20 protein-coding genes are annotated in these 16,331 nt (G+C 64.2%); 8 read left to right on the forward strand and 12 right to left on the reverse strand.

All coding sequences use genetic code 11. The annotated features are described in order from the left end of the window. Positions 1–67 precede the first annotated feature (67 nt). Positions 68–1,501 (reverse strand): calcium-binding protein, encoded by a 1,434-nt coding sequence (locus tag AC1Y2B_RS11210; protein ID WP_482253173.1) that lies wholly within the window; start codon positions 1,499–1,501, stop codon positions 68–70. 238 nt (positions 1,502–1,739) lie between these two features. On the opposite strand from AC1Y2B_RS11210, the gene AC1Y2B_RS11215 reads away from it, so the two are divergent. Both AC1Y2B_RS11215 and AC1Y2B_RS11220 read left to right on the forward strand, forming a co-directional pair. After that, positions 1,740–2,192: a MarR family winged helix-turn-helix transcriptional regulator gene (locus tag AC1Y2B_RS11215; RefSeq protein ID WP_482253174.1), complete on the forward strand. Its 453-nt coding sequence runs from the start codon at positions 1,740–1,742 to the stop codon at positions 2,190–2,192. Then, positions 2,189–3,436, forward strand: a complete 1,248-nt coding sequence (locus AC1Y2B_RS11220) for a multidrug effflux MFS transporter (protein WP_482253175.1) — start codon at positions 2,189–2,191, stop codon at positions 3,434–3,436. Before AC1Y2B_RS11215 ends, AC1Y2B_RS11220 begins: the two co-directional genes overlap by 4 nt. A gap of 79 nt (positions 3,437–3,515) precedes the next feature. On the opposite strand, the gene rplT is transcribed toward AC1Y2B_RS11220, so the two are convergent. From rplT to pyk, 4 genes are all read right to left on the reverse strand, one after another. After that, positions 3,516–3,887 carry a 50S ribosomal protein L20 gene (gene rplT, locus AC1Y2B_RS11225; RefSeq protein WP_482253176.1) on the reverse strand — a complete coding sequence of 124 codons (372 nt, stop codon included), beginning with the start codon at positions 3,885–3,887 and terminating at the stop codon, positions 3,516–3,518. Between the two features lie 12 nt (positions 3,888–3,899). After that, a complete protein-coding gene (gene rpmI / locus AC1Y2B_RS11230) occupies positions 3,900–4,100 on the reverse strand; it encodes a 50S ribosomal protein L35 (RefSeq protein ID WP_482253177.1) in 201 nt (66 codons plus the stop codon). Between the two features lie 131 nt (positions 4,101–4,231). Next, positions 4,232–4,456, reverse strand: a complete 225-nt coding sequence (locus tag AC1Y2B_RS11235) for a hypothetical protein (RefSeq protein ID WP_482253178.1) — start codon at positions 4,454–4,456, stop codon at positions 4,232–4,234. A gap of 40 nt (positions 4,457–4,496) precedes the next feature. Further along, positions 4,497–5,942, reverse strand: coding sequence for a pyruvate kinase (gene pyk / locus AC1Y2B_RS11240; RefSeq protein ID WP_482253179.1), 1,446 nt, complete (start codon positions 5,940–5,942; stop codon positions 4,497–4,499). 238 nt (positions 5,943–6,180) lie between these two features. On the opposite strand from pyk, the gene AC1Y2B_RS11245 reads away from it, so the two are divergent. From AC1Y2B_RS11245 to AC1Y2B_RS11260, 4 genes are all read left to right on the forward strand, one after another. Beyond that, positions 6,181–6,924, forward strand: a complete 744-nt coding sequence (locus AC1Y2B_RS11245) for an N-formylglutamate amidohydrolase (protein ID WP_482253180.1) — start codon at positions 6,181–6,183, stop codon at positions 6,922–6,924. Continuing rightward, positions 6,911–7,240, forward strand: a complete 330-nt coding sequence (locus tag AC1Y2B_RS11250; RefSeq protein ID WP_482253181.1) for a DUF1244 domain-containing protein — start codon at positions 6,911–6,913, stop codon at positions 7,238–7,240. Before AC1Y2B_RS11245 ends, AC1Y2B_RS11250 begins: the two co-directional genes overlap by 14 nt. 304 nt (positions 7,241–7,544) lie before the next feature. Further along, positions 7,545–8,291 (forward strand): SDR family oxidoreductase, encoded by a 747-nt coding sequence (locus AC1Y2B_RS11255; RefSeq protein ID WP_482253182.1) that lies wholly within the window; start codon positions 7,545–7,547, stop codon positions 8,289–8,291. A 109-nt stretch (positions 8,292–8,400) separates the two neighbouring features. Further along, positions 8,401–8,586: a hypothetical protein gene (locus AC1Y2B_RS11260; RefSeq protein WP_482253183.1), complete on the forward strand. Its 186-nt coding sequence runs from the start codon at positions 8,401–8,403 to the stop codon at positions 8,584–8,586. A gap of 83 nt (positions 8,587–8,669) precedes the next feature. Here AC1Y2B_RS11260 and AC1Y2B_RS11265 read toward each other — a convergent pair whose 3' ends face one another. Both AC1Y2B_RS11265 and dgcA read right to left on the reverse strand, forming a co-directional pair. Next, positions 8,670–9,530 carry a D-amino-acid transaminase gene (locus AC1Y2B_RS11265; protein WP_482253184.1) on the reverse strand — a complete coding sequence of 287 codons (861 nt, stop codon included), beginning with the start codon at positions 9,528–9,530 and terminating at the stop codon, positions 8,670–8,672. Between the two features lie 3 nt (positions 9,531–9,533). Next, positions 9,534–10,496 (reverse strand): N-acetyl-D-Glu racemase DgcA, encoded by a 963-nt coding sequence (dgcA, locus tag AC1Y2B_RS11270; protein WP_482253185.1) that lies wholly within the window; start codon positions 10,494–10,496, stop codon positions 9,534–9,536. A gap of 150 nt (positions 10,497–10,646) precedes the next feature. Here dgcA and AC1Y2B_RS11275 point away from each other — a divergent pair, with 150 nt between their 5' ends. Both AC1Y2B_RS11275 and AC1Y2B_RS11280 read left to right on the forward strand, forming a co-directional pair. After that, complete coding sequence (locus tag AC1Y2B_RS11275) at positions 10,647–11,606, forward strand: L-malyl-CoA/beta-methylmalyl-CoA lyase (protein WP_482253186.1); 960 nt, start codon at positions 10,647–10,649, stop codon at positions 11,604–11,606. Positions 11,607–11,856: 250 nt separating this feature from the next. Further along, positions 11,857–12,816 (forward strand): acetyl-CoA carboxylase carboxyltransferase subunit alpha, encoded by a 960-nt coding sequence (locus AC1Y2B_RS11280; RefSeq protein ID WP_482253187.1) that lies wholly within the window; start codon positions 11,857–11,859, stop codon positions 12,814–12,816. Positions 12,817–12,981: 165 nt separating this feature from the next. Here the strand turns inward: AC1Y2B_RS11280 and AC1Y2B_RS11285 are convergent, their stop codons facing one another. The 5 genes from AC1Y2B_RS11285 to AC1Y2B_RS11305 are packed head-to-tail and all read right to left on the reverse strand — an operon-like array spanning position 12,982 to position 16,213. Continuing rightward, the gene (locus AC1Y2B_RS11285; RefSeq protein ID WP_482253188.1) at positions 12,982–13,587 is read right to left on the reverse strand and encodes a pyridoxamine 5'-phosphate oxidase family protein; all 606 of its coding nucleotides are present in this window, start codon (positions 13,585–13,587) and stop codon (positions 12,982–12,984) included. 1 nt (position 13,588) lies between these two features. Then, positions 13,589–13,933, reverse strand: a complete 345-nt coding sequence (locus tag AC1Y2B_RS11290) for a TfoX/Sxy family protein (protein ID WP_482253189.1) — start codon at positions 13,931–13,933, stop codon at positions 13,589–13,591. Next, entirely contained in the window at positions 13,933–14,661 is a 729-nt protein-coding gene (locus AC1Y2B_RS11295) for a lysophospholipid acyltransferase family protein (RefSeq protein WP_482253190.1), read from the reverse strand. The genes AC1Y2B_RS11290 and AC1Y2B_RS11295 overlap by 1 nt, the downstream gene beginning before the upstream one ends. Then, positions 14,661–15,545, reverse strand: a complete 885-nt coding sequence (locus AC1Y2B_RS11300; RefSeq protein ID WP_482253191.1) for a cell division protein FtsX — start codon at positions 15,543–15,545, stop codon at positions 14,661–14,663. Before AC1Y2B_RS11300 ends, AC1Y2B_RS11295 begins: the two co-directional genes overlap by 1 nt. After that, positions 15,542–16,213, reverse strand: coding sequence for a cell division ATP-binding protein FtsE (locus AC1Y2B_RS11305; RefSeq protein WP_482253192.1), 672 nt, complete (start codon positions 16,211–16,213; stop codon positions 15,542–15,544). Before AC1Y2B_RS11305 ends, AC1Y2B_RS11300 begins: the two co-directional genes overlap by 4 nt. Positions 16,214–16,331 lie beyond the last annotated feature (118 nt).

A 16,331-nucleotide genomic window follows, 5' to 3' on the forward strand; every position in this document is an offset into this window, starting at 1 on the left:
GTGGCCAAGGTGCTAGCCGGATGGGGGGCTGGATGCAAGTGGTGAGGCCCTCTGGAACGCGGCGGGCCTAGATGAAATCGGCAGCGGTCAGGTCGGCGGCGGTCAGATGGCGGGCGGTGTCCGACACCCAAAGCAGGTCGGTGCCATATTCGATCTGCACCCGTCCGGTCTGCAAGGTGGTGATGATCAGATCCGCAAAGGCAACACCCAGCGAAATCTTGTCGATGCCATCCTGATAGTCGGTGATGCGGTCCTTGACCCCATCGCTTTCCAGCACGAAATGATCCGCGCCCAGACCGCCGGTCAGCACATCCTGCCCGGTGCCGTCATGCAATTCGTCATCGCCGTCAAAGCCGTTGATGGTGTCACTGCCGCCGTCGCCGAACACCGTGTCATTGTCGGACCCGGCGTTGATATTGTCGTTGCCCAGGCCGCCATAGATCGTGTCGCTGCCCCAGTTGCCCAAGAGCCGATCATTGCCCGCATCACCCTGCAGATAGTCGGCATCGTTGCCGCCTTGCAGGAAGTCATTGCCATCGCCGCCCAGCAGGGTGTCGTTCTGCATGCCGCCCTGCTCGACGTCATTGCCGTTGCCGCCCGAAAGCTTGTCCGCCCCCATGCCACCCACCAGCGAATCGTTGCCATCGCCGCCCTTCAGATAGTCCGGCAGGATCGACCCTTGCAGGAAATCGGCGCCCGCTGTGCCGGCGTGGGTGTACAGTTGGGTTCCAAGGCCGAAGTCGGAATAATGCATGCCCTCGGCGCTGCCAGCCAAGGTCGTCTCGCCCAGATAGCTGATCACTTTGCCCAAGGCGACGCTGCCGGCCAGGGGGATGTAATAGACAAGGCTGCTGCCGCCCGCGGCGGGCAGGCTGTAGCGCAGCGCCTCGAAACTGCCGTCACCGGCTGCGGCGTGATAGCTGACGTCGACCAGAGCCATCTGGCCCGCGCCGGTGGTGTTGAAGGCGTGGGTGCCATGGCCGGGGCCTAGCAACACTTCTGCCCCGCGCCCGGTTTCAGACGCGAACTGGATCAGCCCGTCGTCGTCCGAGACGACGACCTGCCCGGTGGCTTTGGACAGCGCATGCCCCAGCGCATCAAAGCGCACCGTCAGCGCCTGACCCGACTGCAGCGCTTCGTCATCGGGCGACATGGTGCGATCGAGGTACGAGAACGGGTTGGCATCGCCTGCGCTGACGGAAGTCGCCACGGTGGCAATCGCCTCGGGAGCGTGGTCCGACGGCATCATGTAGAAATCCCGCCCGTTGGCAAAGAAATGCACCGCCTTGATGCTGTAGGCTGATCCGTCCAGCAATGTGCCCGTCAGCAGTTGCATGTCCAGCGCCGGAGGGCCGGCCAATTTGGTGCCGCAGGTCGACCAAACGGTGCCGATATCCCCGGATGAGCCGGTCGAGTTGCTGTCATCCACGGTCAGATAGGTCGTCGAAACCTCGCCCGTGGCGCGAACCACACGAAGAACCTGCCCTGCAAAAAGCGTCATCTCGCACCTGTGTGATCCTGAACTGAGGGCAACTTTAGCAGAATCAGGGCCTCTGGCGACGGACCAAGGTCGGGCAAAACCGGGGTAAGGCACTGGCCTTGGTCGGGAGGGCGCACTCCATTTGCGGTCGCGCCGTGGCGCTACGGCGCAATCGGCAAAGCTGGCGCCTTGACCAAAGCTTATAGGGTCGTATGTCGGTGACATATCAATTGTTGCAATGCAACCAATCGAGGGCCCCATGACACCTGAAGCCGCGCGGGAACGGGTCGGACGCCTGATCCAGCAGGTCGCGCGCCATTGGCGGCGTGCCCTGGACCTGAGCCTTGTGCCCGTGGGTCTGACCGAGGCGACGTGGCTGCCGCTTTTGTACCTCAATCGGGTGGGCCCGGTGCGACAGGGCGATCTGGCGGATTATCTGGGGCTTGACCGGTCCACGGTGGTGCGCCTGATCGACACGCTGTCGGTGCAGGGGCTGGTTGTACGCGAAGATGATCCGCAGGACCGCCGCGCCCGCAGGATCGTTCTGACACAGGCCGCCGCCCCTGTGGTGACGGCTGCAGAATTGGCGGCGCGCGAGGTGCGGGCCAAGGTGCTGTCGGGCATTGATCCGGTGGACCTGATCACAACGGAGCGGGTTCTGCATCAGATCCTGTCCCACATGCCCGATGCGGCAGAGGAGACGCCGGCATGACGGCTTTTGACAGAGTTGCGGCTGAGGCCCCAGTTTCCCCGTCGGACAAGCCGCTGGCCCATGTGCCGATCTGGGTTCTGGGGGCTTTGACGCTGACCGGTTCCTTGGCCATGCATATCTTTGTGCCGGCCTTGCCGGGGGCGGCCAAGGACTTTGGCGCCTCGATCCCGCGGATGGAGATGACGATCAGCGTCTATATCCTTGGCATGGCGGTGGGGCAGTTGCTCTACGGCCCGTTGAGCGACCATTTCGGGCGGCGACCGGTGCTGATGGCGGCCTTGAGCCTGTATGTGCTGGCCGGGATCGCCTGTTATCTGGCGCCAAACCTTGATCTGTTGATCGCCGCGCGGCTGTTTCAGGCTTTCGGCGGCTGTGCCGGGCTGGTGCTGGGCCGGGCGATCCTGCGCGACACCTCGCACCCATCCGAGATTGCCAGCCGTCTGGCAGTGCTGACGATGGTCATGGTGCTGGGACCGTCGCTGGCGCCGCTGTTTGGCGGGCTGGTGGTGCAATATATGGGCTGGCGGGCGATCTTCCTGCTGCTGTTGGCGATTGGCGTGGCCAATTTGGCCAGCGTCTTGCTGCTGATCCCGGAAACCCGGCCCGCGGCGGCAGCAAAGGCCAAGTTCACCGCCGGAACCAAAGCCCTTGCCAAGCGGCCCGATTTCCGGTGGCTGGTGCTGGGCGGCGCCTGCGCCACGACCTCGATGTACGGCGTGATCACAGCGGCGCCCTTCATCTTCGAGGTCGATCTGCACCGCCCCGCGCACGAGGTTGGGCCATGGCTGGCGATGGCCGTGCTTGGCGTGGCCTTGGGCAACTTTGTCATAAGGCTGACAGCGGGCAAGGTGCCGCTGAAGCTTTTGTTGCGGGTGGCGAACTGGATGACGCTGGGGGCAGGGCTGGCGCTGCTGGCCGTGGTGCTTGTCGTGCCGCAGGTCATGCCCTTGTCGGCCCCCATCTTCATGGCGCCGGTCTTCGTGTTCTGCATGGCAACCGGAGTGACCAGCCCGATTGCCACCTCGGAAGCCATGGGCATCTTGCCAGAGTTCGCCGGAGCCGCCTCGGGCGTTTATGGGTTCGTGCAGATGATGGTGGCGGCCTTGTGTACGACCTTGGTGGGGCTCGGTCCAGATCCGGCCCTGTCGGCGGCTGTGGTGACCGCGGGGGTGGGCGGGCTGTCGATGGTGGCGTTCCGCATCGCCGCCCGTCATCGCGCAGCGGCCCTGCGGGCCTTCAACTGACGCCAGCCATTCGCCGACCAATGCATAACAAAAAACCCCGCCACTGGCGGGGTTTCTGATGTCAGGTCTGAAGGTCAGCTCAGGCCGCGGCGGGCAGAGCGGCCTTGGCTTGTGCCGCGATGGCGTTGAACGCCTCGGGCTCATGCACGGCAAGGTCAGCCAGAACCTTGCGGTCGACCACGATGCCAGCCTTGTTCAGGCCGTCGATCAGGCGCGAATAGGTGAAGGCCGGGTCGAACAGACGGACGGCGGCGTTGATACGGGCGATCCACAAGACGCGGAACTGACGCTTGCGGGCCTTACGGTCGCGCGTGGCGTATTGCTGTGCCTTGTCGACGGCCTGCGTGGCGGTCTTGAAGTTGGTCGAGCGGGCGGCATAGTAGCCAGCCGCCTTGGCGATCACCTTGCGGTGGCGGGCGTGGGTGACAACGCCGGATTTGACGCGGGACATATCTGGCTCTCCTTAGCGGTTGTACGGCATGTATTTCTTGACGATCTTCTCGTCAGACGCGGACAGGATCATCGTCCCAGCCGAGTCACGCACGAACTTCGCCGTGCGCTTGATCATGCCGTGACGCTTGCCTGCGGGGCCTGCGATCACGTGGCCGTTGGCGGTGAAGCGAAAGCGCTTCTTGGCCGCCGATTTGGTCTTCATCTTGGGCATTTCCATCTCCGTGGTTGCAGGCACGACTCGGCATGCCACGTGGGCCGGCCGTGCGGGGTATTCAGACGGTGGCGTATAGGGGCAGGGCCGCCGGGACGCAAGGGGCAAAGCCGAATTGTCTGGCCAGCCCGCTACTTGGTAAAACGGGCGACAACCCGCATGATCACGTCAGGCATTTCGGCGAAGGTGTAGGCGCGACCATGCTGGGTCAGCGCCACCACGATCAAAACCCCGCCGATCAACACCAGAATTGAGGCGGCGCGGGGCACTGTGCCGTCTACCCAGGATGACAGCAAGGCGGGCACCGCCAGCAAGATTGCCAGGATGCCCACCACAATGATCAGATCCGTATCCATGAAATCTCCGGCGGTTAAATCCGGAACCGCGTGTCAGCGATTATTCAGGATCGACCCGCGAAATCAACCGTTCATCGCAAGGTGCGACACGAAGGACGTTGGTTGTGCCCTTCACGTTGAACGGAAGGCCCGCAGTCAGCACGATCATGTCCTCGACACCGGCGAAGCCGTCGGCGCGGGCGGCATGGACGGCGGCAAGGACTGCGCCCTTCAGGCGTTCCTGCGGTTCGCAGATCACGCAATGCGTGCCCCAGGTCAGGGCCAGACGACGGGCGGACGACATCAGCGGCGTCAGCGCGATAATCGGAACCCGCGGACGTTCCCGCGACACCAGGGCCGCCGTGTTGCCAGTCTGGCTGAACGAGCAGATCGCCTTGATGTTGGTCGCTTCGGCGATTTCGCGTGCGGCGGCCACGATGCCGTCAGCGATGGTCTCGCGCTGGATGTGGCGGCTGGCTTCGATCACCTGACGGTAGGTCGGGTCCTTCTCGACCGCGATGGCGACGTTGTTCATCGTCGTCACGGCTTCGATCGGGTACTTGCCCGCTGCCGATTCGGCCGACAGCATGATGGCGTCGGCACCTTCATAGATCGCAGTCGCCACGTCCGACACCTCGGCCCGGGTCGGAACCGGCGATTCGATCATCGATTCCAGCATCTGCGTGGCCACGATCACCGGCTTGGCGGCAGCGCGCGCGCCACGGATCAGGCGCTTCTGGATCGGCGGAACCGTGTAGACCGGCAGTTCAACGCCAAGGTCCCCGCGTGCAACCATGATGCCATCCGACACTTGCAGAATGGCGTCATAGGCCTTCACGGCAGCAGGCTTTTCGATCTTGGCCAGGATCGCGGCACGGCCACGGGCCATGCCACGCGCTTCGATCACATCCTCAGGGCGCTGCACGAAGGACAGGGCCAGCCAGTCAACGCCCAGTTCGCAGGCGAATTCCAGATCGACGCGGTCCTTTTCGGACAGCGCCGCCACCGGCAGAACCACGTCAGGCACGTTCACGCCCTTGCGGTTGGAAATCGTGCCGCCGACAGTCACGGTGCAGTTGGCATAGTCCTTGCCGCAGTCGTCCACGACAACACGGATCTTGCCGTCATTGACCAGCAGCGAGGCGCCCGGCTCCAGCGCTGCGAAAATCTCGGGGTGGGGCAGTTGCACGCGGTTCACGTCGCCGGGGATCGAGGACAGATCCATGCGGAACTTCGCGCCCTCGATCAGCTCTTCGCTGCCATTGGCGAAGGTGCCAACGCGCAGTTTCGGGCCCTGAAGGTCGGCCAGAATGCAGATCGGGCGACCAACGTCAGCCTCGACCTTGCGGATGATGACGTGGCGCGCCCGGATGTCATCGTGGGTGCCGTGGCTCATGTTCAGGCGGAACACGTCGGCTCCTGCCTCAAACAAAGCGCGGATGGTGGCGTAGTCGCTGGAGGCCGGGCCCAACGTGGCCACGATCTTTACATTCCGAAGGCGTCTCATGCCTTGATCCTTTTCGTCGTGTTCCGATGTTACGGTGGGCCGCTGGCCTTATGGCCCAATTGGGCCACAGGGGCAACCGGGCCGTTCACCCCCTATACGCCCGGAGTGAAAATTTGGCGAAGAAGTGATCAGGTTGCGCCCAAGCAAGCGGCAGATGCAGTTTGGCGGGCCTTTTGACACAGAGGTGATTCCCTTTTCGACCGCCCTTCGTTATGACCGCCGGACAGGAACCCAACGCATGACCCCCTTTCACATCATCGGCGAAGAACGCCCCGGCCGCTGGCTTGTTACCTGCGACCACGCCTCCAACCGCGTCCCCGCCGATGTCTGCGGTGGCGATCTGGGTATTTCGGCGCAGGACATGCAGCGCCATATCGCCTGGGACGTCGGCGCGCGCGGTGTGGCCGAAGCACTCGGGCAGGCGCTGGACAGCCCGGTGATCTGTTCAGACTTCAGCCGCTTGGTGATTGACGCCAACCGGGGGGAAGAAGACCCGACCCTTGTCATGCGGCTTTATGACGGCACGATCATCCCCGGCAACGCCCATGTAACGCCGCAAGAGATCGAACGCCGTCTGGCCCGTCTGCACCGGCCCTATCACGCTGCCTTGGCGCGGCTTGCGGCGCGGCGGCCGGACACGGTCATTTTGGCGATCCACTCTTTCACCCCCTGCCTGCGTGGTCGCCAGCCGCGCCCGTGGCAGGTGGGCGTGCTTTATTCCCATCTTGATGACCGTCTGTCGGTGCCCTTGATCCGTCGTCTGTCGGCAGAGCCTGATCTGTGTGTTGGCGACAATGAACCCTATGCCGGCCATCTGCCCGGTGATGCGATTGACCTGCACGCCTTGCAGATGGGGCGTCAGAACACCTTGATCGAGGTGCGCAACGACCTCATCTCTGACGCTGATGGGCAAAGGGTCTGGGCCCTGCGCCTTGCCCCGATCCTGACCGAAGTACTGGAGGCTCTTGATGGAACAGCTTGATCCCGCCATGACCGAAAAGCTGGAGGCTGCGGCGTTTCGCGCCCTGATGCACCACCTGCTGGAAAAGCGCCCAGATGTGCAGAACATCGACCTGATGAACCTGGCCGGCTTCTGCCGCAACTGCCTGAGCCGCTGGTACAACGAGGCGGCCACGGCGGAAGGCATCGCCATGACCAAGGACGAAGCGCGCGAGATTGTCTATGGCATGCCGTATTCCGATTGGGTGGCGCAGCACCAGACCGCCGCAGACGCCGCCAAACAGGCGGCGTTCAAAGTGGCCTTTGCCGAAAATGTCGGCGATCCCGCCAAGACCTGAGGCGATCTGACCGCGCCGGGTGTCTGTGCCATGGATGGCAAAGGCAGGATCCTTGGTCCGGGGCATGACGCGGTTGTCCAAATGATGGCGGCGAGGGGCCAAGGTGGCCCCTTAGATCGTTTTGCGATCGGGTCTGACAGCTTGAGCGCGCGGGTCACGTCAGCCTTGGTCCATGCCGCTACCTGAGCCGCCGTATCGCGTGGCGCTGCAGATTCGGCGCGGCAGGAATATTCGTCCTGTGACCTTACCAAGGGCAAGGCGGTGGCTATATCAGACCCACAGATCTTCCCCGAAAGGACCCATCATGAACTTGACCGAAAACACCATCCTCATCACCGGCGGCGGGTCCGGCATCGGGCGCGGTCTGGCGGAAGCCTTTCACAAGCTGGGCAATCGGGTCATCATCGCCGGGCGTCGCCCTGATGCGTTGGCCGAGGTTGTTGACGCCAATCCGGGCATGGATTGTGTGGTTCTGGATATTGAAGACGCGGCCTCGCTGCCGGGCTTTGCCCAGACCGTGTTGGGCGCTCATCCCAGCCTGAACGTGCTGATCAACAACGCCGGCATCATGCGGGCCGAAAATCTGCTGTCCGAACCCTACGATCTGGCCGATGCCGAAGCCACGGTGGCGACCAATTTCCTGGGCCCGATCCGCCTGACGGCCGCCCTGCTGCCGCATCTGAAGGCGCAACCGAAAGCCGCCGTGCTCAACGTCTCTTCAGGATTGGCCTTCGTGCCTTTGGCAATGACACCGACCTATTCGGCCACCAAGGCTGCCATGCATTCCTGGAGCCAGTCGCTGCGCCACCAGTTGCGGGCCACCTCGGTCGAGGTGATCGAGATCGCGCCGCCCGCCGTCGCCACTGACCTGATGCCGCGCAGCCGCAGCAACCCGATGGCACAGCCGTTGGAGGATTACATCGCGGAAGTCATGGGCCTTCTGGCTCAGGGTGGCCCCGAGATCCTGGTCCAGCGCGTCAAGCGCCTGCGCGAGGCCGAATCATCGGGAACCTATGATGGCGTTTTTGCGGCACTCAATCCGGCTGGTTGACAGTCCATTGGCGGGACCGGGACTGTTTCATGCCAAGACAGGGAACACGGCGGAAATTTGACATTGCGTGAATTTGCCTTCTTTGTGCCTTAAAGCACGGAGAGCAAGAATGATCGCGTTTCTGCCAGTCCTGTCGATCCTGATGTTGGCCATTTCCACGGTCCTGCTTGACGTGGCATTCGCGGATGCCGGGCCGCGGACGCAAGACTTTTCCCACCTTGATGACCCCAACGCCCATCCCGAAGAGCTGGTGACCTGCAAGGTTCTGCCGCAGGGGCGCATCGCCAAGGCCTGAACGGAAGGTCGCACGGCAGGGATCACATGCAACAGGCGGCGTCTTGCGACGCCGCCTGTTGCATTGAGGGCTGTGCCCTCGCCTCAGATGGCGGCCTTGCGCATTTCTTCCAGGTAGATTTCACGCAGACGCCCGACGATTGCCCCGGGTTTGCCGGTTCCCACGGCTGCGCCGTCAATCTCCACCACCGGCATCACGAAGGCGGAGGCGGAGGTGATGAACGCCTCGTCCGCCGCCTGCGCTTCGGCGATGGTGAAGGGGCGTTCTTCCACTTCCATCTGCGCCTCTGCCGCAAAGCGCAGCACGGCGGCGCGGGTGATGCCGTGCAAGATGTCGGAGGACAGCTGCCGGGTGATGATCCGGTTCCCCTTGACGATATACGCGTTGTTGCTGGTTCCTTCGGTCACCACGCCATCTTCGACAAACCAGCTGTCATCGACACCCGCCTTCTTGGCCGCCATTTTGCCCATCGAGGGGTAAAGCAGCTGCACCGTCTTGATATCGCGCCGCCCCCAGCGGATGTCGGGGATGGAAATCACCTTGTAACCCAACTTGGCCGCAGGGTTCTCCGCCAGACCGGGCTTGGATTGGGTGAACATCACCACCGTCGGCTTCACCTCCGGCCCCGGAAAGGCGAAATCGCGGTCGCCCGGATTGCCGCGCGTGACCTGCAGGTACACCATGCCGTCGACGATGCCATTGGCCGCCACCAGTTCGCGGTGCAGGTCCAGCCATTCCGCGTCGGTATGGGGGTTGGCCATCTCCAGTTCCGAAAGGCTGCGGGCCAGGCGCACGCAATGGCCAGCGAAGTCGATCAGCTTGCCGCCCAAGACCGAGGTCACCTCGTAAACCCCATCCGCCATCAGGAAGCCCCGGTCAAAGACCGAGACGACAGCTTCGGCTTCCGGCACGAAGGCGCCGTTCACATGGACGATACGGGTCATGGTCTATCCCCAAAGGGCCTTTTCAGGCGGATGAACCCCGGCGTCATCATAGTGCAGGGGATTTTCGCGGTCTTGGGACAGAAGCAGCGGGCCGTCAAGATCTGAATAATTCGCCCCCTGCGCCACCACTACCGCAGGTGCCATCGCAAGGCTGGAGCCGACCATGCAGCCCACCATCAGCCCGAACCCAAGCCTGACCGCCTCGGCCTTGGCCGCAAGCGCCTCGGTCAGGCCACCCGTTTTGTCGAGCTTGAGGTTGACCAGATCATACTTGCCCTTCAACCGCGCCAAACTGTCAGTCCCATGGCAGCTTTCGTCCGCACAGACCGGCAAAGGCCGCGCAATCTCCCCCAGCATGTCATCCGCCCCGGCAGGCAAGGGCTGTTCCACCATCGCCACGCCCAGCCGGATCAGGTGCGGGGCAAGCTCGGTATAGACCTCCGGGGTCCAGCCCTCATTCGCGTCCACGATCAGCCGCGCTTTCGGTGCCCCCGCCCGCACCGCCTCCAACCTTGGCATGTCGTCCGGCGTGCCCAGCTTGATCTTCAGCAAGGGCCGATGCGCATTCGCCGCCGCCTGCGCCCGCATATCCTCTGGCGTGTCCAGCGACAGCGTGAAGGCGATCTGCACCGGCCCCGGCGCGGCCAGCCCCGCCACCTGCCACGCCCGTCGCCCCGATGCCTTCGCCTCCCAGTCCCATAGCGCGCAATCCACCGCATTGCGTGCGGCCCCCGAGGGCATCGCCCCTTGCAGCGCCGCCCGCGTGATCCCCTCCGGCAAAGCCAGAATGGCCGCTGTCACCGACTCCAGACTTTCCCCGTACCGTGCATAGGGTACGCATTCACCCCAGCCGGTCACCCCGCTCCGCGTCACGCGGACTGTCAGCACATGGGCTTCGGTCTTTGAACCCCGGGAGATCGTGAAGGTTCTGGCGATCTTGAACGTATCTGGCGTGACGGTGATCATGGCGGCCCTCGTAGGATGGACAATTTGCCCATGTTCCTTTCCGCTGCGCCACAGCTTTCTCATGCTGCGCCTGCGAAGACCGCTTGCAAGTAGTTGCGCAACAATATACCACAGCGCCATGTAATCTTGAAACATACTTGCGAGGCCGCCTTGTCCTTCCGCCTGCAACCTGCTCCTCCCGCCCGCCCGAACCGTTGCCAGCTTTTCGCCCCCGGCTCCCGGCCCGCGCTTTTTCCCAAGATGGCCGCGTCTGCCGCCGATGTGATCAACCTCGATCTGGAGGATTCGGTCTCTCCGGCCGACAAGTCGCAGGCGCGCGCGCAGATCATCGAGGCGATCTCATCGGTCGACTGGGGCCGCAAGATTCTGTCGGTGCGAATCAACGCGCTGGACACGCCCTATTGGTACCGCGACGTCGTAGACCTGCTGGAAAAGGGCGGGGAGCGGCTGGACCTGATCATGATCCCCAAGGTCGGCTGCGCCGAGGATATCTATGCCGTTGACGCGCTGGTCACCGCTGTCGAGCGTGCCATGGGGCGGACGAAGAAGATCGGGTTCGAGGTGATCATCGAATCCGCCGCGGGCATCAGCCATGTCGAAGAGATTGCCAAAGCCTCGCCGCGTCTGACCGCGATGAGCCTTGGTGCCGCCGACTTTGCGGCCAGCATGGGCATGCAGACCACCGGCATCGGCGGCACGCAGGAAAATTACTACATGCTGCACCAAGGCGCCCGACACTGGTCCGACCCGTGGCATTGGGCGCAAACCGCCATCGTCGCCGCCTGCCGCACCCATGGCCTGCTGCCGGTCGACGGCCCCTTTGGCGATTTCTCCGATGACGAGGGCTTTCGCGCCCAGGCCCGCCGCTCTGCCACGCTGGGGATGGTTGGCAAATGGGCGATCCATCCCAAACAGGTGGCGCTGGCCAATGAAGTGTTCACGCCTTCGCAGACCCAAGTCGCCGAAGCGCGCGAGATTCTTGCCGCCATGGCCGATGCAAAACAGCGCGGCGAGGGGGCGACGGTGTACAAGGGGCGTTTGGTCGACATCGCCTCGATCCGACAGGCGGAGGTGATCGTGGCGCAGTCAGACTTGATCGCCGCAGCCTGACCTTTGAGCGACTCGTGTTGACTAACGTGTCAAAACAAGGGACATGACGCTACGTCATTTGGTTACCCAGCTGCCGCGGGAGAGGAGGCCTTCGGCAGCGCATTGGGGAGGAAACGCGCCCTGCGCCCCTGCGGCTGCGGGGCGCGTTGATTTTGGGGGCCTTTCATGCTCCTTACCGGCTCAGTTGCAACTTGCACGCGGCGCGGCCATATAGGGGCCCTGACCTGACGCGGCCCCTTGGGAGTTTCCGATGAACTATCTTGAATTCGAAAAGCCCCTCGCAGAGATCGAAGGCAAGGCCGAGGAGCTGCGCGCCATGGGCCGGTCCAATCCGACGATGGATGTGGCCAAGGAGGCCGAGGCGCTGGACCGCAAGGCGGATCAGATGCTGAAAGACCTCTACAAGGGGCTGCACGCCTGGCAGAAATGTCAGGTGGCCCGCCACCCGGACCGCCCGCATTGCCGCGATTACATTGAGACCCTGTTCACAGAGTTCACCCCCTTGGCGGGCGACCGCAACTTCGCCGACGATCACGCGATCATGGGCGGATTGGCCCGGTTCAACGATGCCGCTGTGATCGTGCTGGGGCAAGAAAAGGGGCATGACACCAAGACCCGGATCGAGCGCAACTTCGGCATGGCGCGGCCGGAAGGTTACCGCAAGGCGATCCGCCTGATGGAGATGGCCGACCGGTTCCGTTTGCCGGTGGTGATGATCGTGGACACGCCCGGTGCCTATCCGGGCAAGGGTGCCGAGGAGCGGGGGCAGGCGGAGGCCATTGCGCGGGCGACCGAGAAAAGCCTGCAGATCGGCGTCCCGGTGATTTCGGTGATCGTGGGCGAGGGCGGGTCGGGCGGGGCCGTTGCCTTGGCCACGGCGAACCGGATCGCGATGCTGGAACATTCGATCTACTCGGTCATCTCGCCCGAAGGCTGCGCGTCGATCCTGTGGAAGGATGCCGAGAAGATGCGGGAGGCGGCGGAGGCGCTGCGGTTGACGGCGCAGGACTTGCAGAAGCTGGCCGTGGTGGACCGGATCGTGAAGGAGCCCTTGGGCGGGGCACAGCGGGGCCGCAAGGAAACCATCGAGGCGGTGGGCAAGGCGATCGAAGCCATGTTGAAGGAATTGTCCGGCAAGAAGCCCGAGACCTTGATCAAGGACCGTCGCGAGAAGTTCCTTGACATGGGGACCAAGGGTCTGGCCGCGTGAAACGGACAGGATTGCACGCGTGCAATTCTGTCTAACTCTTTGTTATAAAACGATTTATTGAAAAACCTTAACCTTTTGTTCAGGTTCTGCCCCGCCGGACCAAGGTCTTTCTGCGAAAGATCAGGCCCTGGACCGGCGGCAGGAATTTTCGCGGAAGATTTGGGGTTACCACCAGCCCAGATGCGCGCGCGTTGCCCGGTCTCGGTCGTACTGGCTTGCCTCGATCCCGCCGGCGCTGGCCTCTTGCAGCATGGTGCCGACCGAGGGCAGGTCCTGACTTTGATCGCCCGCGGTCCACAACTCTGAGCGTTGCAAGGCGCGGGCACACTGGGAATAGACCTCGTCCACGGCAATCACGATGACGGTGCGGGGGTGCTTGCCATCGCGGTCAAAGCTTTCCGTCAGGCTGGGGTCGGCGGTCAGGCGGGCGCGGCCGTTCACGCGCATGGCGGTGGTGGAACCGGGGATCAGGAACATCAGGCTGACCCGCTCATCCCGCAGGATGTTGCGCAGGCTATCGATCCGCTCGTTCCCCTTCCAGTCGGGCAGGGCAAGGGTGCGGTCATCCAGCACGCGCACCACCGGCCCGGCATCGCCGCGCGGAGAGCCGTCAGTCCCTTCTGGGCCGACGGTGGTCAGCACGCAGAACCGGCTGCGCGCGATGAAGGCGCGGTAGCTGGGGATCAGGTGCGGCGTGACCTTGACGACGGCGGGCGACGATGGCGTGCCATACAGGCTGTGCAGGTCGTCGAGGGTGGTGATCCAGTCCATTCTACACCTTCGGTTTGCGCGGCTTGGGTGCGACTTTGGCTTTCGGTTCGGGCAGGTCGGCGGCCACGGCGCGCAGGGCCGCGATGGTCAGGTCGGGGTCGTCCAGCGCCCCTTCAAGGCAGATGTGGTCCTTGGCCCCGGGGTAGGGCGGCGCCATCGTCGGGGTATCGACCACGGCCAGCGCGCCGGGGGTGGGTTTGACAAACAGCAGATCATCGCAGATCAGCGCCACCACTTTGCCGTGCAGATAAAGCGCATATTCGCCGAACATCTTGCGTGTGCTGAGGCCGGGCAGCTCGCGCAGCGCATCCAGCAGATCCTCGATGGTCTGGGTGCGGGTCGCCATCAGCCCCTCCACCCCGCTTCGCGCATCAGGGCATCTGAGGCGGATTCGATCGTCGCCTCGATGCCGCGCATGAACTCTCCCAAGGGTTTGCCGGGCGGTATGGCGGGCAGGAATTCGATGACGGCGGTGCCCGGGTGGCGCAGGATGCCGCGTTTGGGCCAGAACAGGCCGACATTGGTGGCAACCGGGATGCAGGGTTGGTTGAACTGGGCGTAGAGCAGGCCCGCGCCGACCTTGTAGGGCAGAGTTTCGCCCGGAGGGACGCGGGTGCCTTGCGGGTAGATCACCAGTTGACCGGGGTTGAGGGCTGCCTTGGCCGCGTCTTCCTTCATCTTGGCGATGGCGGCCCCGCGCTTGCCGCGATCCACCGGGATGCAGCCGATGCGCAGGGCATATTGGCCGAGGATCGGTGCCCAGATCAGTTCACGCTTCATGATGAACTTGGGACGCGGCAGGATCGCGCACAGCAGGATGATGTCGAAAAAGCTTTGGTGCTTGGCGGCGATGATGACCTCGCCCTGCGGGACGGGGCCGCGAAACTCGGTCTTCAGGCCGACAAGCAGGCGGGCCGAGAGGCGCACCCAGTTGGCATAGGTATGGACAGCGGCGAAGGCCCCATTGCGCGAGATCAGGGCCGGGATGGCGAAGATCAGCGCGCACAGGGCCATGGCCAGATACATCTGGGCGATGAAGATCAGTGACAGCAGCCAGCGGATCGGGGTGGGCATCAGGTCAATCCCCTCAGGGTACGGAAGGCCGCGGTGCGGGTGGCAAGGAACGCCACGAGGGCAGCCAGCGGCACCAGAAGCAGCGGCAGCAACCAGCCGGTGCCGGTGAAGCCAAGGCCGGTCAGGAAACCGCCGGCGGCGTCCTGGGCCGGCAGTAGGGCGACGCCGGCTGTGCCCAGAACCGCGCCCACCAGCGCGCCGGAGGCGGCGCGCAGGGTGAAGCGGCGGACGAAGGCCTTGGCGATGTAGCTGTCCTTGGCGCCCACCAGCCGCAGCACGCGGATCACCTGCGCATTGGCCGACAGTGCCGCGTTGGCGGCCAGAGTGATCATCGCGGCCATGGCAAAGCCGATCAGCACCATCGACAACAGGCCCAGCAGGCGCAGACGGCCCGCCGCCTCGGCCATCGGGCGGCGCCAGCGCAGGTGGTCATCCAGGACAGCGCCGGGCGCCTCGGCGGCCAGCCTTTGGCGCAGGCCTTCGGCGTCATAGCCGGCGCCGGTTTCGGTCACTTCGACCAGTTGCGGCAGGGGCAGGTCGGCCAAGGGCAGGTCGGGGCCGAACCACGGCTCCAGCAGTTTCTTCGCTTCGTCCGCGGTCAGGGCGCGGGCGGTGGCGATGCCGGGGGTGGTGGTCAGGATATCAACGACGGCCTTGGTCTGCAGGGCCATCTGATCCTCGGGGGCCGCAATGCGCACGGTGGCGGTGCGGTCCAGCGCATCGGCCCAACGGGTGGCCAGTTTGCCGGTGGCCAGCGACAGGGCCATGGCGAAGACGGCGAGGAAGGTCATGGCGGCGGCGGTGAACGAGGTCAGCCGGGCCGAGGCGCCAGACGGCGGCACCACGCGGTCGTCCTGACGGTGCTGGCGTTGAAGCAGGATCACAGGTCAGCCCCCGCCAGTTGGATGCGTCGTTTGGAAATGCGCAGCACGCGCGCGGCGATCTGGCTTTTGGCCTGGCGGATGATGTTGAGGTCATGGGTGGCCACAAGGATCGTCTTGCCCATGCGGTTAAGCTCCACCAGCAGGGTCAGAAGCCGCAGCGACATCTCCCAATCAAGGTTGCCGGTCGGTTCATCGGCCAGAATGACATCGGGACCCATGATGATGGCGCGGGCAAGGGCGGCGCGTTGCCGCTCCCCCCCCGACAGCGAGGGCGGCAGGGCGGTGGCCAAGGGGCCAAGGCCAACCCAGTCGAGCAGCGCGGACAGGTCCGAGGTGGGCGTGGGTTTGCCAGCCACCAACAGGGGCAACGCCACGTTGGAGGCCAGCGGCAGATGGTCGAGGAACTGGCAATCCTGATGCACGACCCCGATGCGGCGGCGGGTCAGGGCCACGTCATCGCGGGTCAGGCCGCGCACCTCGCGGTCAAACAGCGTGATGCGACCGGCGGTCGGCAGCAGCTCGGCATAGCACAGCTTCAGGAATGTGGATTTGCCCGAGCCCGAAGGCCCGGTCAGGAAATGAAAGGACCCCGGCGCAAGGCGCAGCGAGATCTCTGACAGCAGTTCCCCGCCGCCATAGCTGTAGGCGGCATTTTCGAAGGCGATCAAGGTCTGGTTCCGTCCCGCGCAGGTTTCCGTTGCACCATTGCCCAAGGAGGGTCGGGATTCAACGCCTGTCTGGCGGGAGTGTGGCTGGACGGTCGAAGAGTTAATGATTTGGGTACAA

The organism is Stagnihabitans sp. (assembly GCF_964946895.1).